The sequence below is a fragment of the Paraburkholderia tropica genome (assembly GCF_914484835.1).
Classification (GTDB): Bacteria; Pseudomonadota; Gammaproteobacteria; order Burkholderiales; family Burkholderiaceae; genus Paraburkholderia; species Paraburkholderia tropica_A.
Window position 1 is genome coordinate 15,568 of the sequence record NZ_CAJZAR010000081.1, and the last position, 21,693, is coordinate 37,260.

General features: G+C 65.8%; 19 protein-coding genes. 11 read left to right on the forward strand and 8 right to left on the reverse strand.

Annotated features, from left to right (window positions below; all coding sequences use genetic code 11):
- Positions 1-23: 23 nt before the first annotated feature.
- Positions 24-1,085 carry an ABC transporter substrate-binding protein gene (locus tag LDO54_RS31120; RefSeq protein ID WP_224015371.1) on the reverse strand — a complete coding sequence of 354 codons (1,062 nt, stop codon included), beginning with the start codon at positions 1,083-1,085 and terminating at the stop codon, positions 24-26.
- A 236-nt stretch (positions 1,086-1,321) separates the two neighbouring features.
- The gene (locus LDO54_RS31125) at positions 1,322-2,377 is read right to left on the reverse strand and encodes a substrate-binding domain-containing protein (protein WP_224015308.1); all 1,056 of its coding nucleotides are present in this window, start codon (positions 2,375-2,377) and stop codon (positions 1,322-1,324) included.
- Between the two features lie 584 nt (positions 2,378-2,961).
- Here LDO54_RS31125 and LDO54_RS31130 point away from each other — a divergent pair.
- The gene (locus LDO54_RS31130; protein WP_224015310.1) at positions 2,962-3,270 is read left to right on the forward strand and encodes a hypothetical protein; all 309 of its coding nucleotides are present in this window, start codon (positions 2,962-2,964) and stop codon (positions 3,268-3,270) included.
- Positions 3,271-3,438: 168 nt separating this feature from the next.
- Here the strand turns inward: LDO54_RS31130 and LDO54_RS31135 are convergent, their stop codons facing one another.
- The 3 genes from LDO54_RS31135 to LDO54_RS31145 form a co-directional block, all read right to left on the reverse strand.
- Positions 3,439-3,711, reverse strand: coding sequence for a hypothetical protein (locus LDO54_RS31135; RefSeq protein WP_224015312.1), 273 nt, complete (start codon positions 3,709-3,711; stop codon positions 3,439-3,441).
- A 382-nt stretch (positions 3,712-4,093) separates the two neighbouring features.
- On the reverse strand, positions 4,094-4,342 hold the full coding sequence (locus LDO54_RS31140; RefSeq protein WP_224015314.1) for a hypothetical protein: 249 nt from the start codon (positions 4,340-4,342) through the stop codon (positions 4,094-4,096).
- Between the two features lie 250 nt (positions 4,343-4,592).
- Complete coding sequence (locus LDO54_RS31145) at positions 4,593-4,964, reverse strand: hypothetical protein (protein WP_224015316.1); 372 nt, start codon at positions 4,962-4,964, stop codon at positions 4,593-4,595.
- Between LDO54_RS31145 and LDO54_RS31150 the strand changes: the two genes are divergently transcribed.
- From LDO54_RS31150 to LDO54_RS31170, 5 genes are all read left to right on the forward strand, one after another.
- Positions 4,948-5,562: a glutathione S-transferase family protein gene (locus LDO54_RS31150; RefSeq protein ID WP_224015318.1), complete on the forward strand. Its 615-nt coding sequence runs from the start codon at positions 4,948-4,950 to the stop codon at positions 5,560-5,562. The two genes, LDO54_RS31145 and LDO54_RS31150, sit on opposite strands and share 17 nt — an antisense overlap.
- Before the next feature lie 183 nt (positions 5,563-5,745).
- Positions 5,746-5,961: a hypothetical protein gene (locus LDO54_RS31155; protein WP_224015319.1), complete on the forward strand. Its 216-nt coding sequence runs from the start codon at positions 5,746-5,748 to the stop codon at positions 5,959-5,961.
- Positions 5,962-6,244: 283 nt separating this feature from the next.
- Positions 6,245-7,663 (forward strand): FAD-containing oxidoreductase, encoded by a 1,419-nt coding sequence (locus LDO54_RS31160; RefSeq protein WP_224015322.1) that lies wholly within the window; start codon positions 6,245-6,247, stop codon positions 7,661-7,663.
- Positions 7,664-7,695: 32 nt separating this feature from the next.
- Positions 7,696-8,127 carry a cupin domain-containing protein gene (locus tag LDO54_RS31165; protein WP_224015324.1) on the forward strand — a complete coding sequence of 144 codons (432 nt, stop codon included), beginning with the start codon at positions 7,696-7,698 and terminating at the stop codon, positions 8,125-8,127.
- Positions 8,128-8,160: 33 nt separating this feature from the next.
- A complete protein-coding gene (locus tag LDO54_RS31170) occupies positions 8,161-8,646 on the forward strand; it encodes a metallophosphoesterase family protein (protein ID WP_224015326.1) in 486 nt (161 codons plus the stop codon).
- Between the two features lie 82 nt (positions 8,647-8,728).
- Here the strand turns inward: LDO54_RS31170 and proP are convergent, their stop codons facing one another.
- From proP to argA, 3 genes are all read right to left on the reverse strand, one after another.
- Entirely contained in the window at positions 8,729-10,186 is a 1,458-nt protein-coding gene (gene proP, locus LDO54_RS31175) for a glycine betaine/L-proline transporter ProP (RefSeq protein WP_405045035.1), read from the reverse strand.
- A gap of 665 nt (positions 10,187-10,851) precedes the next feature.
- Positions 10,852-11,127, reverse strand: coding sequence for an oxidative damage protection protein (locus LDO54_RS31180; protein WP_065060302.1), 276 nt, complete (start codon positions 11,125-11,127; stop codon positions 10,852-10,854).
- 41 nt (positions 11,128-11,168) lie between these two features.
- Positions 11,169-12,572, reverse strand: coding sequence for an amino-acid N-acetyltransferase (gene argA / locus LDO54_RS31185; protein ID WP_224015331.1), 1,404 nt, complete (start codon positions 12,570-12,572; stop codon positions 11,169-11,171).
- 23 nt (positions 12,573-12,595) lie between these two features.
- On the opposite strand from argA, the gene hrpA reads away from it, so the two are divergent.
- From hrpA to LDO54_RS31210, 5 genes are all read left to right on the forward strand, one after another.
- Entirely contained in the window at positions 12,596-17,383 is a 4,788-nt protein-coding gene (hrpA, locus tag LDO54_RS31190; RefSeq protein ID WP_224015333.1) for an ATP-dependent RNA helicase HrpA, read from the forward strand.
- Between the two features lie 206 nt (positions 17,384-17,589).
- On the forward strand, positions 17,590-18,630 hold the full coding sequence (locus LDO54_RS31195) for a beta-propeller fold lactonase family protein (RefSeq protein ID WP_356792140.1): 1,041 nt from the start codon (positions 17,590-17,592) through the stop codon (positions 18,628-18,630).
- Positions 18,631-18,660: 30 nt separating this feature from the next.
- The gene (locus LDO54_RS31200) at positions 18,661-19,686 is read left to right on the forward strand and encodes a sterol desaturase family protein (protein WP_224015335.1); all 1,026 of its coding nucleotides are present in this window, start codon (positions 18,661-18,663) and stop codon (positions 19,684-19,686) included.
- Positions 19,687-19,890: 204 nt separating this feature from the next.
- Entirely contained in the window at positions 19,891-20,724 is an 834-nt protein-coding gene (locus LDO54_RS31205) for an EI24 domain-containing protein (protein WP_224015337.1), read from the forward strand.
- 34 nt (positions 20,725-20,758) lie between these two features.
- Positions 20,759-21,616, forward strand: a complete 858-nt coding sequence (locus LDO54_RS31210) for a competence/damage-inducible protein A (RefSeq protein WP_224015339.1) — start codon at positions 20,759-20,761, stop codon at positions 21,614-21,616.
- Positions 21,617-21,693: the final 77 nt, after the last annotated feature.

Here is a 21,693-nt window from a genome sequence, read left to right on the forward strand (position 1 = left end):
CGAACGTGTTGGCTACGGCGCGCTCAGTGCATGACCTGCAGATAGCGCTCGCCGAAACGCTGCTGCTGCGCGGCCATCTTCGCGAAATCGACCGGTTTGGCGCGCGCGTAATCGCTCGCGGGCAGGAACTTCGCGGCCGCTTCAGGCGACAGCGCGTTCGCGCGCACGGGGCGCAGATACGCGTCGGCCCAGAGCTTCTGGCCTTCGTCGGAGAGCACGAAATCGAGCACCTTCTTGCCGTTGTCGGCGTGCGGCGCGTTCTTCACGAGGCTCATCACGTAGGGCACCGAGATCGTGCCTTCCTTCGGAATCACGAATTCGACGTTGGCGTGATCCTTGTACTTCGCGCGATAGGCGTCGAAGTCGTAGTCGAGCAGGATCGGAATCTCGCCCGAGAGCACGCGCGCGTAGGCAGTCTGCTTCGGCACGATCGGCTGGTTGGCCTTGAGCTTGCTGAACCACTCGATGGCGGGCTGGAAGTTGTCGAGCGTGCCCCCGAGCGCGAGATTCACGGCCACGGCGCCCGCATAGCCCACGAAGGCGCTCGACGGATCGAGGTAGCCGATCATGCCTTTGTATTCGGGCTTGAGCAGGTCGGCCCACGAGCGCGGCACCGGCTTGCCGTCGAGCGCGTCCTTGTTGACGAAGAAGCCGAGCGTGCCCGAGTGGATCGCGAACCAGTAGCCTTGCGGGTCTTTGAGGTTGGCCGGAATGTCGTCCCAGTGCGCGGGCTTGTACGGCGCGATCACGCCTTTGTCCTTCGCCTGGAACGCCGACGACACGCCGAGATACACCACGTCGGCGACCGGGCTTTTCTGCTCGGCCATCAACTGGGCGATCGACTGGCCCGAGTTCTTGTTGTCGAACGGCACGCGGATGCCGGTCTTGCGCTGGATCGCCTGGATCTGGCCGGCCCAGTCGGCCCATTCGGGCGGGCAGTTGTAGCAGATCGCGGTGGCGTCGGCGTGCGCGAGCGTCGGCGCGGCCAGGCCTGCCGCGAGCGTGAGCGCGAGGCCGAGCGTGGCCGCGGCGCGGCGGGCGAGGGCGGCGAGCGTGCCGATCGGCGTGGGCTGCGTTGGCCGCATGGCCGAGGAAAGCGGACTGGCGAAAGCGAAGCGGCGAGTCACGTCGGGTCTCCGGGTCGGAAGGGCGTGGATAAGCGTTAGTGGGTGGGCGTTCGGGCCGCGCGCGTGAATGCGTCGTGCGGCCCGCTGGCCGTGTGGGTGTCGTGTGCTTCGGGTACGTCCCGTACGTTCCTTACGTGCCGGACGTCGGCTACGAAAAGCGACGGCGGACGAAGACCGATCGATGCCGAACCGGATTACGACACGATGCTGCCGCGCGCGCGCTGCAGCGAACCCGAGTGCGTCACGTTGGCGATGGCCGCGATCGTGCCGCCCTCGCGCAGCGTGTGCGGCAGCGTGAGCCCGAGCGACGGACCCGCATATTCGCCGCCGATGCGCGCCATCAGACGCTGCCACGCCGAGCGGCCGATCTCGCCATTGGGCGTGCCGATGCTCGCGAGCGGCGGCGCGAGCAGCTCGCTCACCGCGAGGCCGTCGAAGCCGAGAATCGACATGTCTTGCGGCACGCGCATGCGCGCGCGGCGCAGGCCGCGCATCACCACCATCGCGAGCAGGTCGTTGCTGCAAAAGAGCGCAGTGGGCCGCGACGGGCCGCTCGTCAGATGCGCGAGCACCGAAGGCGCAAGTTCCGCCGTGTTGAAATCGATTTCGAGCGCGGGTGCGGGCGTGAGGCCCGCCTGTTCCATCGCCTGCGCGTAACCGGCGTGGCGCTGGCGCGCGCGGTCGGAGGCGGCGAGCGTGCCCGCGAGCATCAGGATGCGCCGATGCCCATGCGCGATCAGCGTGCGCACGCCGTCGAACGCGGCCTGATGATTGTCGACCGAGACCGACGGACGGCGCTTCGTGTCGTTGTGCATGAGCACGTAGAGCGGGCCGTCGGCGTCGAGTTCGTCGAGGAGCGGATGCGTGTCCGCGTCGGCGACGGTCAGAATCAGGCCCTCGACGCGTTGCGCGCGCAACGTTTCGATCGCGTGGCGCTCGCGCTGGGCGTCGTATTGCGTCGTCATCAGCATGAGACGGAAGCCTTGCGCGGACGCCAGTTCGTCGATGCCTTGCAGACACTCCGCGAACACCGGATTCGCGAGCGTCGGCAGCACCACGCCGATCAGGCGTGTGCGCTCGCCGCGCAACTGGCGGCCGAGCGGGCTGGGGATGAACTTGAGCGCGTCGATCGCCTCGCGCACGCGGGCGAGCGTGACCGGATTGACCGTGTGCGGCGCGTTGATCGCCCGCGAAACCGTGGCGATCGAGAAGCCGGCGTGTGCGGCGACATCCTTGATGGTTGGCGTCATGCGGGAGGCCCGGGCGATGTAAACGTTTTCGACGGGCCGATTATGGGAAGCGCGTATGACGGCGCGATGACGGGCGCGCGCTTGGGAGGGGCGCGGCGCAATGGTAGAATCGCGTCCGCCCTGCCGGGGTGATGAAATTGGTAAACATAGCGGACTTAAAAATAAATTGAGTGCCCAGCCGGAAACGGCCGGTGCAGAACCCCTCAAATTCGGCGAACCCCCTGGGCCTGCGGGCACCGAGGCAACGCCGAGCCAAGCCGGTTGGCGCGTGATGCGCCGGCGCGGAAGGTGTAGAGACTAGACGGGGGGCGCCTAAGGTTGGCGCGGCGTGTCACGCGAAAGCGGCACGCGGCGCACGGCGACGGCGAAGGCATAGTCCAGCGCACGAACGCCCGCTACGATGAGCGGGTGGCGTCGAAAGACGTAGTGTGACGAAAATCCGCCGCCTCACGGCTTGCCGGTTCGAGTCCGGTCCCCGGCACCAGATGTTGTTCCAGTGGATTCCGCTGGAATCATGAAACCCGCGATAGCGTCACGCTTCGCGGGTTTTTTGTTTGCGCGCGCGAAAAGTCGGCGGGAAGTCGATGAGAAGGAAACTGGCCTACCGGCGAACGGGCGCAAACGCAGGAAGATCGAGCGAAGCGCCCCTTGGCGCCCGGCGCGCTGCGGCATCGAAAACCGCGTCATTGCAGAAATCGCGAAATCGCCGGATCGTCGGGCCGCGCGCCAGCGCGATCCCCCATCCCGACGCAAGCCGCCGGGCGAACGATCCAGAGCGATCAGCGGTTGCCGATCTGACCGGTGTGCGGATTCACGAGCCGCGCAAAACCGAACAAAGCGGCAATGGCGAGCGGCGACGCGATGAAAAAGGCGGTAAGCATGATACGAGTTAAGACAAACCGTAACAAAGTGTTAGGTAAGTGTACCCCGGGCATGCGCTTTGAATATGAGGGAGAACGACAACAAACTATTGCACGCGCGCAAGAACCTGCGGAAAAAACCGCGTGCTTACCAGCGGAAAGGCTTGTGGGACGGGGCTTTGAGGCGGAAGGGAGGCGATTTCAGATGCAGTCGAAGATTACTTCTACTGATTGAGTGGTAAGGCCTCGTAGCCCCTCGCTATGGACTTCGACGGCATGCATTTCCTTCTTGCGCTTCTGGCAATAGGCCTGCGCTTCCTTGAGGCTGGCGCTTCGCACGTGGTTCCAGGAGACGAAATCCCAGCGCGCGCGGCTCGTGACAGAAAGATGACCATCCTGACGCGAATTGACGCCGGTGACTGACGTACACGCCGTCAGCATGCTGACGCCAAGCAGCAGGATCCTTCCTTTCATGAACTTCCTCCAGATTGCGCACCATTGTCGCTGCCATCCGCGCGCATTGGCAACCCGAAAGAAAGGTTCTCTAACATGCGGCATGAGCGCGCGCCGAAGCGAGCGGTACGCGTAACTGGGCAAGCGGGCGGAATTAAGGGAGTGAGCGAGGGGCGATGCTGCGCGGCGCGCGCAAACGCCGCGGGAGAGGGGAGGCGCGAGCGCGCCGACTGCTAGCAAGCGGGCACGGCGAGCGCTTAAGCCGGACCGTCACGAAACGTTTCGCGCGGTTTGGCCCGGACGAGAGCGCAGCGCGCCAGCCGCTCGCCGCCAGGCGCCCGATCCAGCGGGGTGATCCGCTGGACGGTTCCGGCAGCAAGCAGACCGTGTCGTGCGTGAAGCGTCAGTCGCGCGCGACGACCTTGCCGACCTGAGCCTGACCGGACACGAGGCACGACGAGAGGAAGTTTTCTCCCTGACTGCGCGCGCCGAGGGACGTGAAGCCGCGCGCGAGCGCTTCGAGCCGCACGAGCTCGGAGCCCTTCGAGCAGCTGACCGTGCTGCCCTCGTGCGCCTGCACGCGAGTCAGAACGCGGTTCCCGAGGAGGAGCGCGAGGACGATGACGATGCCAACATTGAATGCTTGTCTCATGATTTCGTCTCCTAGTGCAATCAGACTAGCTCAGGCTTACGACGTACGAATCCAGGAGTTTCCCGGCGATGCACTGCAACACATGCGGCGTGCGAAAAGCCCTGTAAATGCAGGGTGATTAATGGTTCGGCATCCTGCGGTTGCGGCGTGCGAGCCGGTGCGCCTTGATGGGCGCGGACTCGCGCCTGGCGGGCGTTCCGGCGGCGCCGTCATTGCGCCGCAACATTGCCGCGTCGCGTCACGTGCAACGTCAGCTAACGAATCTTGCGCCTTGCGGACATCCGGCGCGCGCGACACGTCGACACGGCAGTTTGCGTGCCTGTTTTCGCGCGACGGGCACGCTAAAAATGCAAAATCCTCCGCGCCTTTCCGCCACGTAATCGACGCTATCGACACATTCGGCACCTGATTTCCTACGGAAAATCGGAATCAAGCTGAAGGGATAATCAGATGGCCTGAGCAATTTCGACGAAAAATCGAGCGGCTGACAAGCCGGCTTCGCCCCGATTTGATCCAGTGCTTTGCGCGCCGTCAATCCGGCTTGAAAACAGGCGCTCGATGCTGCACCATCGATGGTCCGGTCCTTTTTTCGAGCGAGGTGAACAATGCAGTTGATTGGCATGATGGATTCCCCCTACGTGCGCCGCGTGGCGATCTCGCTGCATGTGCTCGGGCTGCCGTTCGAGCATCAGAGCGTGTCGGTGTTCCGGCACTACGACGCGTTCGCGAAGATCAATCCGGTCGTCAAGGCGCCGACTTTCATCGACGACGACGGCACGATGCTGATCGACTCGACGCTGATCCTCGATTTCCTCGATCACAAGGTGCCGGCTGCGCGCCGCCTGATGCCGCAGGAGACGCAGGAGCGCACGTTCGCGCTGCGCGTGAACGGTTTCGCGCTGGCGGCGATGGAAAAGACCGTGCAGCAGGTGTACGAGCGCCAGTTGCGTCCCGGGGAACGTCAGCACGAGCCGTGGTTCGAGCGTGTCCACGCGCAGATGCACGCGGCTTACGCGGAGCTGGAGCGCCTCGTGAGCGGCCGCGAGGGCTGGCTGTGCGCGGGCCGGATCACCCAGGCCGATATCACGGCGGCGGTCGCGTGGCGTTTCACGCAGCACATCCTGCCGGGCACGGCCGATCCGGCGCGCTATCCGGCGCTGGCTGCGCTGTCGTTGCGCGCCGAGGCGCTGCCGGAATTCGTGGCGACGCCGCTGGAGTGAGCACGCGGGCGGATGGAGCGGGGTGCGCGCGGTGCGCCCTGCAACCGCTGCGACGATTGTTCGCGTTTGACGACAAGTGACTTCGCGTCCAGCCCATTTATCGGCGGACGCTACATTCCTAGAATGGCATCCATGGAATCGCCGCTGCGTCATGCAGACGCGGCGGCTACAGCGGGAGCCGTCATGAAATCCTTTATCGAACGACAACTTTATCAGCCAGCCCTGGTCCTGCCGATGGTGGACCTCATGCAGCTGATGGTGTCGCTCGACTTCAACATGAGCCAGGTCGGCTTCATGGTCGCCACGCGCGGCGCGCGCGCCGCCGTGCAGCGTTCGCGCGAACTCTGGTGCGCGAGCCGCGGCTGCGTCGCGACCGTCGAGGTCGAGCGCGTGCACTGACCCCCCCTGCATCGACATAGCCCTGCGTCGACGTCCCTTGGTTTCCCCCCCCGACGTGCAGCGGCATCGCCCGTTTGCTGTTGTGACGTCACCCTGTGAGCCGCCTCATGTTCCGAGGCGGCTCTTTTTTTGCCCGATTTCCGCGATTTCCGCGATTTTCGCTACGCCGCGTCGCCGGCCGCGCTCGCGCGGCGCAGGCGAGCCGCGGCGTAAGATGGCGCGAGCGCGGCATGCGCCGTGCGCGTCCTGGACCCTTCACACGAAGCACACGAAGGAGAGCGGCATGGCACAGCGATTCGATGCGATCGTGATCGGCACCGGGCAGAGCGGTCCGCCGCTGGCGGTGCGTCTCGGCGCGAGCGGGCGCAAGACGGCGATCGTTGAGCGCGCGCAGTTCGGCGGCACCTGCGTGAACGTCGGCTGCACGCCGACGAAAGCCTACGTGGCCTGTGCGCGCGCGGCGCACGTGGCGCGTCACGCGGACGAGTACGGCGTGCGTATCGGCAGCGGCGCACTGGGCGCGTATCGCGACGACGTGAGCGTCGATCTGGCTTTCATCAAGGCGCGCAAGGATCGCATCATCGGTGCGTCGCGCGACGGCGTGGAGCGCTGGCTGCGCGACGCGGACAACGTCACCGTGCTGCAAGGGCACGCGCGTTTCACCGGGCCGCATTCGCTGAGCGTGACGTCCGCGAACGGCGAATCGGAATCGCTCGAAGCCGGCGAAATCTTCATCAACACTGGCACGCGCGCCGCCGTGCCGCCCGTGCCGGGGCTCGAGCGCATCTGGTACGAAACCAACACCGGCATCCTCGACCTCACGGAATTGCCCGCGCATCTCGCGATCTGCGGCGGCAGCTACGTCGCGCTCGAATTCGCGCAGATGTTCCGCCGCTTCGGCAGCGAGGTGACGGTGCTGGTGCGCGGCGAGCGCATTCTCACGCGCGAGGACGACGACGTCGCGAAGGCCGTGCAGGACGTGCTCGCGCGCGAAGGCGTGGTGTTCCGCTTCGGCGCGTCGCCGCAGCGCGTGGCGCCGCTCGGCGCGACGCCCGCGGACGGCATCCGCATCGAATTCGGCGGCAGCGTGCTCGACGTTTCGCATCTGCTGTTCGCGACCGGCCGCATTCCGAATACCGATGATCTCGGCCTCGACGCCGCGGGCATCCAGCGCGACGCCCACGGCATCATCGCCGTCGACGGGCAGTTGCGCACCAACGTCGACGGCGTGTGGGCGCTCGGCGACGTGAACGGGCGCGGCGCGTTCACGCACACCTCGTACGACGATTACCAGATCGTGGCGGCGAACCTGCTCGACGGCGCGCATCGCAGCGTCGACACGCGCATTCCGGCCTACGCCGTGTTCGTCGATCCGCCGCTCGCGCGCGTGGGCGCGAGCGAGCGCGAAGTCCGCGAATCGAAACGCCCCGCCTTGATCGCGACGATGCCGATGTCGCGTGTCGGGCGCGCGCGCGAGCGTGGCGAGACGGCGGGTTTCATGAAGGCGCTGGTCGATGCGCAAACGCACAAGATCCTCGGCGCGACGATCTTCGGCATCGAGGGCGACGAGGCGATTCATACCTTCATCGACATCATGACGGCCGATGTGCCCTATACGACGTTGCAATATGCGATGCACGTGCATCCCACGGTGAGCGAACTCGTGCCGACCTTGCTCGACGGGCTGAGGCCGCTCGAATGAGCACGAGCGCGAATCTGAAAACGAGCGTGAACATGAGTGTGAACTCGAGCGAGAGCGCGGCCGCGCCGCAGCCGCGTTGCGGCAAGACCGGCAATCTCTTTTCGGCGATCGACGTCTATGCGGGCGACGAGCGCTTCGACGCGCTGCTCAAGCAGGACGGCGTGCTGATCGAGCGCATCGTCTCGACCGGGCAGACGAGTCCCGAGGGCTTCTGGTACGACGATCCGCGCGACGAATGGGTCGTGCTGCTCGCGGGCGCGGCGGCGCTGGAGTTCGAGGCGCAGGGCAGCGTGCGGCATGGCATGTTGCCCGGCGACTACGTGCATATTCCGCCGCATTGCCGGCATCGCGTCGCGTGGACCGATCCGGCGCTGCCGACGGTCTGGCTCGCGGTTTATTTCGATGCGTGCGCCGATGCGCGCAGCGACGGCCAGGCGGCTGCGCAAACGTCCACGAACAGGTAAGGTGCGGGTGTTCCGCCACTCGATCCGCTTTCCATGTCTGCCTCGTCACGTCCGACACCGCTGCGCATCGCGCTCGTTTCCGACACGCACAATCTGCTGCGCCCCGAATTGCTGAGCTTCGTCGCCGGTTGCGATGCGATCGTGCACGCGGGCGATATCTGCGAATCGGGCGTGCTCGATACGCTTGCGCGCATCGCGCCGCTGACCGCCGTGCGCGGCAACAACGATCGCGGCGCGTGGGCCGAGGCGCTGCCGGTGCAGACGCGGCTCGACATCGGCGGGATCGCGATCGCGGTCGTGCATGAGTTGCCCGATCTGCGCGGCGATCCGCGTGCGGAGGGCGTGGCGGTCGTCGTCAGCGGGCATTCGCACAAGCCTGCGCTCGACACGCGCGACGGCGTGATCTATGTGAATCCCGGCAGCGCGGGGCCGCGCCGCTTTACGTTGCCGATCTCGGCGGCCATGCTGACGATCGATGGCGGCGTGCCGCATATCGAGCACACGCGCCTGATCGGCTGATTCATCGATCGGCCCGGATTCCAGACGCAAAAAAGGCCAGCGCGAAGCTGGCCTTTTTCATGGCATGACGGAGTCGTGTGGCTTACACGCGTGCGGGCATGGCCGTCGCGTAGTCGTCGTCCATTTCGCGGGCGAGACGCACGCCGCGCAGCACTGCATGCGCTTCGGCCTTGCTGCTCACGCTGGGCGCCGAGCCCGGCAGCGGACGGCGCGCCGTTTCGTGCAGCGCCAGCACCGAGATGATGCCGACCACAGCCGCGCCCATCAGATAGTACGCGGGCATCATGAGGTTCTGCGTGTGCTCGACGAGCCAGGCGGCGACCAGCGGCGTCGTGCCGCCGAACAGCGAGACCGACACGTTGAAGCCGATGGCGAGCGCGCCGTAGCGGATCGCGGTCGGGAACAGCGCGGGCAGCGCCGACGGCATCACACCCGTGAAGCACGACAGCAGCGTGCCGAGAATCATCAGGCCGAGGAACACCGGCACCAGTGCGCCCGTCTGGATCAGCGTGAGCGACGGAATCGCCAGCACGATCAGGCCCACACAGCCCGCGAGCATCACCGGCTTGCGGCCGATGGCATCCGAGAGGCGGCCGAACGCGATCGTCATCGGCACCATCAGCACCATCACGGCGAGCACGACGAAAAGACCGTGCGTTTCGTCGAAGTGCAGCGTCGCCGACAGATAGCTCGGCAGATACGACAGCGCCATGTAATCGGTCACGTTGAAGATCAGCACGAGGCCCACGCACAGCAGGAAGGGGCGCAGATGCTGGGTCAGCAGAGATTGAATCGTGAGCTTCGGACGCGCGACTTCTTCCGCTTCGCGCAGTTCGGCTTCGCGCTTGAACGCCGGCGTTTCTTCGAGCTTCGTACGGATGTACAGGCCCACGATCCCGAGCGGACCCGCGATCATGAACGGCACGCGCCAGCCCCAGTCGAGCAGTTGCTGATGCGAGAGCAGGGCGGTCAGCACCGCGACCGTGCCCGCGCCGAAGATGTAGCCCACCATCGTGCCGCATTCGAGGAAGCTGCCCATGAAGCCGCGGCGCTTGTCGGTGGCGAATTCGGCGATGAAGGTCGCCGCACCGCCGTACTCGCCGCCGGTCGAGAAACCCTGCACCAGACGCGCGACCAGCAGCAGCACGGGCGCCGCGATGCCGATCGAGTGGTACGACGGAATCAGGCCGATGGCGAAAGTGCCGCAGGCCATCATGATCATCGTCATCGCGAGCACGCGCTGACGGCCGATACGGTCGCCGAGCGGGCCGAACACCATGCCGCCGATCGGGCGCACGAGGAAGGCGGCCGCGAACGTGCCGAAGGTGGCGATCAGCTGGGCCGACGGGCTGCTCGACGGGAAGAATACCTGGCCGAGCGTGACGGCGATGTAGCTGTACACGCCGAAGTCGAACCATTCCATGGCGTTGCCAAGGGCCATGGCGCCGACGGCGCGTTTGAGGAGGCTGTTGTCGACGATCGTAATGTCGTCGAGGGTGAGGTCGGATTGGGCCGACGAGCCGGAAGTGGAAGCGGTCAAGGTCTGCATCTCCAATGACTGCGACGAACTCCAGGGGAGCTCGCCACGGTTGCCGGAGAGTGCCGTTTCGCGATAGCGGCAGCCGTTCGTGCGCGGCGCGCGATGCGCATGGGGGTCGCCATGGGCGAGACCCGAGCCTGGCCGGACGCGCGATGACGCGCAAGTCCGGCGGCGCACGAAAGTGCATGCTGAAGTGTCGCGAAACGACACTCGAACGAATTGTGATTAAGCGTGGCGCCTGCGTGGCCGTAGAGGGGGGGCAGGACGCTTGAGGACACTGGGCTGTCACGGAGTGTGACTGCAAAGTGCCGCTGAACGAAAAAGAATCACCGCGTGGCGGCGCGTTCTTTTTGTGCGAGCGCATTCAGCTGGAAAGGCGTTTTCGGGCGCCGAACTGAATGCAATTGATGGCTAATGCCTGTTGAACGAAGCGACATGATAGCACGATAACGGAAGATCGTGCAAACTGGCCTGTCCGCGAGGGCGCCGGGGAGGCGCGTCAGCCCTTGTGTGGCAAGGGATTGCGGCGATTTGGCGGCGCAGCAAAAAACGCTGGCCGCGATGACGAAACGCATAAAAAAACCGCGCGGGAGGCGCGGTTTTTGCAGTGCTTTCCGCTGCTTCGATCGGCAAAGGGGCAGATCGAAACGCGGATCGGCGAGCGATCAGCCTTGCGTCGGCGGCACGAAGCCCGATGCCTGATCGGCGCCTTCGCCGAAGAAGTACTTTTCCGTCTGCTTCATCAGGTACTGACGCGCGCGCGGATCGGCCATGTTCAGGCGGTTCTCGTTGATCAGCATGGTCTGCTGCTTGAGCCAGCCCTGCCAGGCTTCCTTCGAGACGCTTTCATAGATGCGCTTGCCGAGTTCGCCCGGCAGCGGCGGGAAATCGAGACCTTCGGCTTCCTTGCCGAGCTTCGCGCATTGAATCATACGGGCCATGCTGTGCTTCTCCTGTAGTCGTATGGGGGAGGGCGGCGCGCTCAGAGCTGCTTCATCAGCACGAGCGACTTGCGCTGCCAGTTATAGAGGCGGCGGCGGTCTTCGGGCAGGTCGTCGACCGTGGCCTTGACGAAACCGCGCTTGAGAAACCAGTGTTCCGTGCGCGTGGTGAGCACGAAGATGCGCGTGAGGCCGCGCGCGCGGGCGCGCTGCTCGATGCGGCGCAACAGGCGTTCGCCGTCGCCGGAACCTTGCGCTTCGGGCGAGACCGTGAGGCAGGCCATTTCGCCGATGCGTTCCTGCGAATACGCGTAGAGCGCGGCGCAGCCGAACAGCACGCCATCGTGCTCGATCACCGAGAAATGGTCGATGTCGCGTTCGATCTGGTGACGGCCGCGGCGCACCAGCGTACCGTCGCTTTCGAGCGGCTCGATCAGCGTGAGGATACCGCCGACGTCGTCCGGCGTGGCTTCGCGCAGACTTTCCAGATTCTCGTACGAGATCATGGTGCCGACGCCGTCGTGCAGGAACAGTTCGAGCAGCAGGCCGCCGTCGAGCGCGTAGGGAATGATGTGCGCGCGGCCCACGCCGCCGCGGCAGGCGCGAATCGAGTGCTTCAGATAGAAGCCCGCGTCGCCGAGCACGGTGCCGCCTTCCTGGAGGCGATAGGCGTCGTCGAGCGACATTTCGCGGATCAGCACGCCTTCCTCGTCGATGAGACCCTGCGTTTCCGTGAGGAACACGATCTTGTCGGCGCGCAGCGCGATGGCCGCCGCCGAGGCGACGTCTTCCATCGACAGATTGAACGCCTCGCCCGTGGGCGAGAAGCCGAGCGGCGAGAGCAGCACGAGCTTGCGGCTCGAGAGCGAATGGCGGATCGAATCCGCGTCGATCTTGCGCACCACGCCGGTGTGCTGGAAATCGACGCCGTCGAGAATGCCGACCGGGCGCGCGGTCACGAAGTTGCCCGAGACCACGCTGATGTGCGCGTGCGCCATCGGCGTGTTCGGCAGGCCCTGGCTGATCGCGGCCTCGATGTCGAGACGCACTTCGCCGGCCGCTTCCTTCGCCGATTCGAGCGCGCGGGCATTCGTGATGCGCATGCCGTGCGAGAACTCCGACTCCACGCCGTGCAGGCTCATCTGCTCCTCGACCTGCGGGCGCGAACCGTGCACGAGCACGATCTGGATGCCCATGGCCTGAAGCAGCGCGATGTCGGCGACGAGCGCGTTGAGCAGGTTCTGGTGCACGACCTCGCCGCCGAAACCGACGACGAAAGTCTTGCCCTGAAACGCGTGGATGTAGGGCGCGACCGATCGCATCCAGTCGACGAACTGCGCGTGCTGCGCCATCTGCTGCGCGGCTTGCTGGGACGCGGGGTCCGAGGCGGCGGCAGTGGCCGGCGCGCCTTGGGCGGCGGGGACGAGGTCGGTTTGGGAATTCATGCCCGGGATTATAATGCGCCCCCATGTCGAATGTACCCAAAAGACCTGCCTCGGGGCAGGGCAGCAACACCCCTTCCGGCGATGACGCCGCACACGGCGGCGCGCGCGAAAAGCGCGGCGCGCAGAAGTATGGCGGTGCGCAGGCCGATGCGCAGAAACCGGCGTCGCTGGACCGGCTCGCCGCGCTGATGGGCAGCGGCGCGCTCGGCGGCGCGCGCGTGCAGGATCAGCGTGCGAAGGCTGCCCCGGCGTCGAAGCCGGCGCAGGCCGCCGTGCAGCGCGAGACGCCTGAAGACAAGGCTGTGGCGCCGCAAACGCCGGCTGTGAAAGCGCAGACGCAGGCGCAACGTGCGCCGGAGGTTTCGTCGCCGGTTTCTCAGCACGCTTCGCAGCTTGCTTCGCAACCCGCCGCGCCGCAAAAGCCGCAGAAAACCGAAACGCGTCCGGAAGCGCCGCGCGAAAACCGGCCGACGCCTCGCGCGCCCGCGCGTGATCAATCTCAGCGGGAGACGCCGCGCGAGTCCCAACGTGCGCCCCAGGGCGGGCAGCGAACCGGCGAAGCGCGCAATGTGCCGCAAGCGCCATCGCAAGCGCCGCAATCGGGCGATGCCTCGCGCGGCGGCGATCGCAAGCCACGCGAAGCACGTGAGCCGTGCGAATCACGCGAACCGCGTGCGCCCCGCGAACCGCGCGCCGAGCGCCCCGCGCGCACGGAAACCCAGCGCGAGCCGCAAGCCGCCCCGCGCCAGCCCGCCGACGCGCCGCGCGCCGCGAAACCGCAAAGCGAACGCCCGCAGACCGCACGCGAGGACCGTCCGCCGCGTCCCGAAGGCGAGCGCAAGGAGCGTCGTGAACGCGCGCCGCGCGCGAACGTCATCCCGAACCCGATCCCGCCGATCACCTTCCCCGAAGCGCTGCCGGTCTCCGGCCGCCGCGAGGAAATCGCGCGCGCGATCGCCAACAATCAGGTCGTGATCGTCAGCGGCGAAACCGGCTCGGGCAAGACCACGCAGCTGCCGAAGATCGCGCTGTCGCTCGGGCGAGGTCTCGGCGCGGGCGGTTCGGGCCTGATCGGCCATACGCAGCCGCGCCGGATCGCGGCATCGGCGACCGGTCGGCGTATCGCCGAGGAACTGGGCACGCCGTTCGGCGAAGTGGTCGGCTACAAGGTGCGCTTCACGGACAATCTCGCGGCGGGCGCGTCGGTCAAGCTGATGACCGACGGCATCCTGCTCGCCGAGACGCAGACCGATCCGCTGCTCAAGGCCTACGACACGATCATCATCGACGAGGCGCACGAGCGCAGCCTCAACATCGACTTCCTGCTCGGCTATCTGAAAGAGATTCTGCCGCGCCGGCCCGATCTCAAGCTGATCGTGACCTCGGCGACCATCGACGCGGATCGCTTCGCGCGCCATTTCGGCAGCGACGAAAAGCCTGCGCCGGTGATCGAGGTGAGCGGGCGTCTGTATCCGGTCGAGGTGCGCTATCGCCCGGTGCAGGAAGACAGCCCGGCTGTGAAGAATGCGCAGGGCAACGCTCCGACGAAGAAATCGCAGCGCGACACCGACCGCGATCTGATGGACGCGATCGTCGACGCCGTCGACGAACTCTGCCGCGAAGGTTCGGGCGACGTGCTCGTGTTCCTGCCCGGCGAGCGCGAGATTCGCGACGCCGCCGAAGCGCTGCGCAAGCATCATCCGCCGCACACGGAGATCCTGCCGCTGTTCGCGCGGCTCTCGGCGCAGGAGCAGGAGCGCGTGTTCAAGGCGTCGAACGCGCGCCGCATCGTGCTCGCGACCAACGTGGCCGAAACCTCGCTGACGGTGCCCGGCATCCGCTATGTGGTGGACACGGGCCTCGCGCGCGTGAAGCGCTATTCGTACCGCAACAAGGTCGAGCAACTGCAGATCGAGTCGATTTCGCAGGCCGCCGCGAACCAGCGCGCGGGCCGTTGCGGCCGCGTCGCCGACGGTATCTGCATCCGGCTTTACGAAGAGTCCGATTACGTCGCGCGCCCGCGTTTTTCCGACCCGGAAATCCTGCGCTCGTCGCTGGCGGCCGTGATTCTGCGCATGAAGTCGTTGCATCTCACGGCGATCGAAACCTTCCCGTTCATCGAGCCGCCGCCGGGCCGCGCGATCGCGGACGGTTATCAGCTGCTCAACGAACTCGGTGCCGTCGACGACGACAACGCGCTGACCACGCTCGGCCGCGAGCTGTCGCGCCTGCCGCTCGATCCGCGCGTCGGCCGCATGATTCTGGCCGCGCGCGATGAGCAGTCGCTGCGCGAAGTGCTCGTCATCGCGAGTGCGCTTTCGGTGCAGGATCCGCGTGACCGGCCGATCGAAGCGCAGGAGCAGGCCGATCAGGCGCATCGCCGTTTCGCCGACGAGCGCTCCGAATTCCTTCAGTGGCTCAAGATCTGGGCGTGGTTCGAAGACGCCGTCGCGCACAAGAAGTCGAACAAGCAACTCGTCGATTCGTGCCGGGCGAACTTCCTTTCGCATCTGCGTCTGCGCGAATGGCGCGATGTGCACTCGCAATTGCTGACGGTCGTGCGCGAGCACGGCTGGCGCATCAACCAGTCCGATGCGACCTACGAGCAGATCCATCACGCGCTGCTGACGGGCTTGCTTGGCAACATCGGTCTCAAGGCCGACGACGAGCCGCATTACCTCGGCGCGCGCAGCATCAAGTTCCATCTGTGGCCCGGTTCGGCGCTCGTGAAGAAGGCGGGGCGCTGGGTCGTGGCGGCGGAACTCGTGGAAACGAGCCGTCTGTACGCGCGCTGCATCGCGAAGATCGAGCCCGAATGGCTCGAAAAAGTGGGCGCGCATCTGCTGAAGAAGTCGCTGTCCGAGCCGCATTGGGAGAAGCGCGCGGCGCAGGTCAGCGCGTTCGAGCGCGGCGTGCTCTATGGCCTGCCGGTGTATCAGCGACGCCGCGTGGCGTTTGGCAAGCAGGACCCGGCGCGCGCGCGCGAGTTGTTCATTCGCGGCGCGCTGGTGGAGGGCGAGTTCGACACCAAGCTGCCGTTCTTCGCGCACAACCGCAAGCTGCTCGCCGATATCGAGCAGCTCGAACACAAGTCGCGCCGCCAGGACGTGCTCGTCGACGACGAACTGATCTTCGGTTTCTACGATCAGGCGATTCCCGAGGGCATGTATTCGGGCGCGTCCTTCGAGCGCTGGTATCGCGACGAGGTGAAAAAGAGCGGTCAGTCCGAGGACAAGCTGCGTCTGCTGTATCTCTCGCGCGACGACCTGATGCGCCACGAGGCGGCGGGCGTGACGACCGATCTGTTCCCGAAGCGCATGACGATGTCGGGCGTGGCGATGGCGCTCACGTATCACTTCGAGCCCGGTTCGCCGCGCGACGGCGTGACGCTCGCGGTGCCGCTCTACGCGCTCAATCAGGTCGACGCGCGCCGCTGTGAATGGCTCGTGCCCGGCATGCTCAAGGAGAAGGCGCAACTGCTCCTGAAGTCCTTGCCGCAGAAGCTGCGCCGCCATTGCGTGCCGCTGCCCGAATACGCGGCCGGTTTCGCCGATCGCGTGAGCGGTGAGCGCTTCGGCGCGGGCGGGCTGCTGGAGGCGCTGATCATCGACGTGCGCGAGCAGAAGCAGATTCAGTTGAAGTCGGCGGATTTCAAGCTGGAGACGCTGGCCGCGCATCTGTTCATGAACTTCAAGGTGATCGACGAGCACGGTCGCCAGCTCGCGATGGGCCGCAATCTCGCGCAGTTGCGCGCGGAACTCGGCGCGCAGGCGCAGCAGCAGTTCCAGAAGCTCGCGAGCGCGACCGCGCTGGCGGCGCTGGAAACGCACGCGCAAGGCGGGGCGAGCGAGAAGGGCGGCGGCGTTGAGCCGCAGCCGAACGCGAGCGCGCCGAAGCGGACCAATCCGGCCAACGCGCCCCACACGCCTGCCGCGAGCGACGCCGCGCCCGCCACGGCGCTCTACGAAAACCTTACGACCTGGAATTTCGGCAAGCTGCCTGAACTGCTCGAAATCCGCCGGGGCGGCCAGACGCTGTTCGGCTATCCGGCGCTCGTCGATCGCGCCACGCATTGCGACGTGGAGGTGTTCGATTCGCCCGAGGAAGCGGCGCGCATTCATCGCGCGGGGCTGCGTCGTCTGTTCGCGCTGCAGTTGCGCGAGCCGATTCGCTATCTGGAGAGGAATCTGCCGGGTCTGCGCGAAATGGCGATGCAGTTCATGGCGCGCGCCACGCAGGAGGAATTGCGCGATCAGCTCGTCGAACTCGCGCTCGATCGCGCCTGCCTGCAAGACCCGCTCCCCGACGACGACGCGAGTTTCCACGCGCGCAAGGACGAAGGGCGCGGGCGTCTCTCGCTGCTCGCGCAGGAAATCGCGCGGCTCGTTGGGCAGATCCTGGCGGAATTTGCGTCGGTGTCGAAGAAGCTGGTGGCGGCGAAGGCGTTCGGCGCGCCGGCCGCCGACATGCAGGCGCAGCTCGACGCGCTCATCGGCAAGCGCTTCATTCTGGAGACGCCGTACGCGCAGCTCGTGCATTTTCCGCGCTACCTGAAGGGCATCGCGCTGCGCATCGACAAGCTGCGCGCCGATCCCGCCCGCGACGCGCGTCAGGCCTCGGAATTCCTGCCGCTCGCGCAGCAGTATCAGCGCGCGCTTTCGCAGCGCGGCGGCGTGTTCGACGCACGTCTCGCGGAGTTCCGCTGGCTGCTCGAGGAACTGCGGATTTCGCTGTTCGCTCAGGAGTTGCGTACGCCGATGCCGGTTTCGGTGAAACGGCTCTACAAAGTGTGGGAATCGATGCAGCGATGAGCTTTCACGCGTTGTCGATGCGCTGATATTTGCGGGCCACGTATGCTGGCCACTTATGCGGGTCACAACAGCGGACTTAAGAAAGCTTCGAAAATGACCGGAAAGGGGCGCGAAATTCGCGCCCCTTTCTATTTCATCGGCCCTACGTCAACCTTGCGAAGCGGTAAGCGTTCTACAATCACGGATCTGCCTGGGAACGACTCTTCATGCGTAAAAACGAATTCCGCCGTGCCGCCGGACGCTTTGCCAAACGCGCCGTTGTGTTTGCCTCCTCCGCGCTCGTCGGCGCCGTGCTGGCCACGGCGATGCCAAGCATCGCTCACGCGAACAACATCATCGTGCTCAACTCCGGTGAAGCCACGCTGAGCCTCATCGACGACAAGACGCATGAAGTCGTCGGCACCGTGCCCACGGGCAAGGAGCCGCATCACCTGTTTCCCACGCCCGACAATACTTCGCTGATCGTCGCGAATTCGGTGTCGAACAACCTGCTGTTCGTCGATCCGAAAACCGGCAAGCCGCAGCGCTGGATCGAGAACGTCGAAGACCCGTATCAGCTCGGTTTCTCGCCGGACAACAAGTGGTTCGTGACCACGGGTCTGCGCCTCGACCGTCTGGATATCTACCACTACGGCGGCGCGGGCAATTTCACGGTCGCGAAGCGCCTGCCGCTTTCGGCCATGCCCAGCCACCTCGCGTTCACGAAGGACAGCAATATCGTGTTCGTGTCGCTGCAAGTCTCGGGCGAAATCGCGGCGGTCGACCTGCCCACGCAGAAAGTGCTCTGGAAGATGAAGGTGGGCGCCGCGCCCGCCGGCCTGTGGCTTACGCCCGGCGAAAAATACCTGCTCGTCGGCATGACGGGCGCCGACTACGTGGCGGTGGTGGACTGGCGCAACCAGAAGGTCATCAAGACCATCCAGGTGGGCAAGGCCGCGCACAATTTCCGCTCGATGGTGGATGGGCGTCACGTGCTGGTGTCGAGCCGCGTGTCGAACGTCATCAGCATCATCGACGAGGAGTCGCTGGAGAAAGTGGGCGAGATCAACGGCCTGCTGCCCGGGCCGGACGACATGGAACTGACCGCCGACAAGCGCTATCTGTGGGTCACGTTCCGCTTCGCGAAGCGCATCGGCGTGATCGACATGCAGACGAAGAAGCTCATCAAGACGATCGACGTGGGCCGCTCGCCGCACGGCATCTATTTCTTCGACCGCGCGCCGGTCATGTCGCCGAACGGCGCGTGATATCCGGCGCGAACTGCTAGCGGTTTTGCCATGCTCACGTTGCTGAATTCCGGTATTCACTGGCTCGCGTCCGGCGCCGACGACTGCGTGTCGTGGCTCCAGACGCTGGTCTACGTGAACGTCCTGCAGCCGCTGCTGTTCCGCTTCGGCCTGATGAACGTGGACGAAGACACGTTCGACGCGCTGTACTGGGTGATCGTCGGCGTGCTGGAGGTGGGCGTGATGTACGCGATCCTGCGTCCGCTCGAAGCGCTCATGCCCGCGGAAAAGTGGCCCGACCGCAAGGGCGTGGCCGTGGACGCCATCTACACATGGATCACGCGGCTCGGCATTCTCAATCTGCTGTTCTTCTTCGCCATGCAGCCGGTGTTCGACCGTGCTCAGGGCTGGCTGCGCCTGCATGGCGTGATGAGCGTCGATATCGACAATCTCTGGCCCGGCGTGACCACGCAGCCCATCGTGGCGTTCGCGATCTATCTGATCGTGCTCGACTTCTTCGGCTACTGGTATCACCGGCTGTCGCACCGCTTCGGCATCTGGTGGGAACTGCACGCGGTGCATCACAGCCAGCGCCGGATGTCGTTCTGGTGCGATAACCGCAACCATCTGCTCGACGTGCTGATGCAGTCGTGCATGTTCGCCGGCATCGCGCTCGTGATCGGCGTGCCGCCCGCGCAGTTCGTGGTGCTCGTCGCGCTCACGAATTTCGTGCAGAACGTCCAGCACGCCAATATCCGCGCGCATTTCGGCTGGCTCGGCGAGCGGCTGATCGTGAGCCCGCGCTTTCATCGCCGCCATCACGCCATCGGTTATGGGCACGAAGGCACCACGTATGGCTGCAACTTCGGCGTGCTGTTTCCGTGGTGGGACATGCTGTTCGGCAGCGCGTCGTTCAATCGCGAGCTCGAACCTACGGGCATTCGCGACCAGCTCGACGGCGTGCGCTATGGCGAAGGTTTCTGGGCGCAGCAGGGGCTCGCGTTCCTGCGCATCGCACGCCGGCTTGGCGCACGCGGGCGCAAGGCCGCCGCGCGCGACGACACGTTCGCTGCGTAGACCTTTTTGCCGCGCTTTCTCGTGCGCATCGTTTCGCCGGGCGCTTCTTGCGCCCGTCTGCGCCTGCGCCTGTTCTTCCGTCTCAACCTCCGCCTGTGCCTCGTTTCGCCCGACCGGCGCGCCGTGGTTTATGCTGTCGTTTTGTCGCAGTGAATCCACCGGTTTCGTGACGCTTCACCGTCTTCCCGCTATTTTCCCGCTCGCATGAACGATTTGCTGCGCTCGCTCGGCCGCGCGCTTTCCGGCGTGTTCCATCCCGCCATGCTGCTCCTGACCTTCGTGCCGTTCGTCGTGGCGGCGGGGGCGTGGGGCGTCCTGCTCTATATCTTCTGGCAGCCGCTCATCGACGCGGTGCGCATCACCTTCGAAAACTGGCCGGCCATGTCCTGGCTCTATCACGCGTTCGACGCGCTCGGCTTCGGGGCGCTGCGCAGCATGATCGGGCCGTTCGTGATCATCATCCTGACGATTCCGCTGATCGTCATCACGGTGCTGCTGCTGATCGTCGCCGTGGCGATGCCGCGCGTGATCCGCCATCTCACGGCGCGGCAGTACGCCGGGCTGGAGGCGCGGCGCGGCGGCAGCTGGTTCGGCAGCATGGCGCATTCGCTCTGGACCACGCTGCTGTGCATCGTGCTGCTGATCGTGACGCTGCCGTTCTGGTTCATTCCGCCGTTCTGCGTGCTCGTGCCGCCGCTGTTGTGGGGCTGGCTCACGTATCGCGTGATGACCTACGACGCGCTCGCGCTGCACGCGAGCCCCGAGGAGCGCCGCGAACTCGTGCGCCGCCACCGCCTGCCGCTGCTCGCGATCGGCGTGGCGAGCGGTCTGCTCGGCTCGCTGCCCACGGCGATCTGGGTGGCCTCCGCGTGGCTCGTGCTGCTGTTCCCGGTGGTCGCCGCGCTGACCATCTGGATCTACGCTTTCATTCTGGTGTTCACGGCGCTCTGGTTCGGCCAGTACTGCCTGCGCGCGTTGCAGCGCCTGCGTCACGAAGAGGCGCAGCATAGCGGGCACGACGTCACCATCGTCCACTGAACTCCATCACTTCATTTCCTCGACGAGGCAACTCATGGCATTTGGCGTCATCATCATCGGCGACGAGATTCTGTCCGGCCGCCGCACCGACAAGCATCTGCCGAAGGTCATCGAACTGCTCGGCGCGCGCGGTCTCACGCTCGACTGGGCCGAATACGTTGGCGACGATCCGGCGCGTATCACCGCCACGCTCAAGCGTTCGTTCGAATCGGGCGACATCGTGTTCTCCACGGGCGGCATCGGCGCGACGCCCGACGACCACACGCGTCAGTGTGCGGCGGCCGCGCTGGGCGTGCCGCTCGCGCTGCACCCGGACGCCGAAGCGGCGATCAGTGAGCGCATCCGCGACATGCATACGGGCGCCGATCCGGTCGACTTCGCGTCGCCGGAGAATCTGCATCGCTTTCAGATGGGCACCTTCCCGCAGGGCTGCGAGATCATTCCGAACGGCTATAACAAGATTCCGGGTTTTTCGATCCGCGATCACCATTTCGTGCCGGGCTTTCCGGTGATGGCCTGGCCGATGATCGAATGGGTGCTCGATACGAAGTACGCGCATCTGCATCATCAGACGCCGCATGCGGAGAAGTCGCTGCTGGTGTTCGAGCTGCCGGAGTCGACGCTCACGCCGCTGATGGAGCGCATCGAGCACGATTTTCCGGGCGTGCGCGTGTTCAGCCTGCCGAGCGTCGGCGACACGGAGCGCGGCGGCATTTACGCGCGCCGGCATATCGATCTGGGCGTGAAGGGCGAGCCCGAGGCGGTGGCGGCGGCCTTCGTGAAGCTGCGCGAAGGCGTGCACCTGCTGGGCGGCGATGTCGTGGAACCGCCCGCGCCCGGCGAGGGATCGCCGGACCGCGAGCGCCGCAGCGGCCCGCGCGCGGGGTTCTGAGGCTGTTCGCCGATGCGCATGCGGCCGGGTTAATCGGTGCAAGCGTCGATGCAAGCGTTGACGCAAAGCCGATGCAA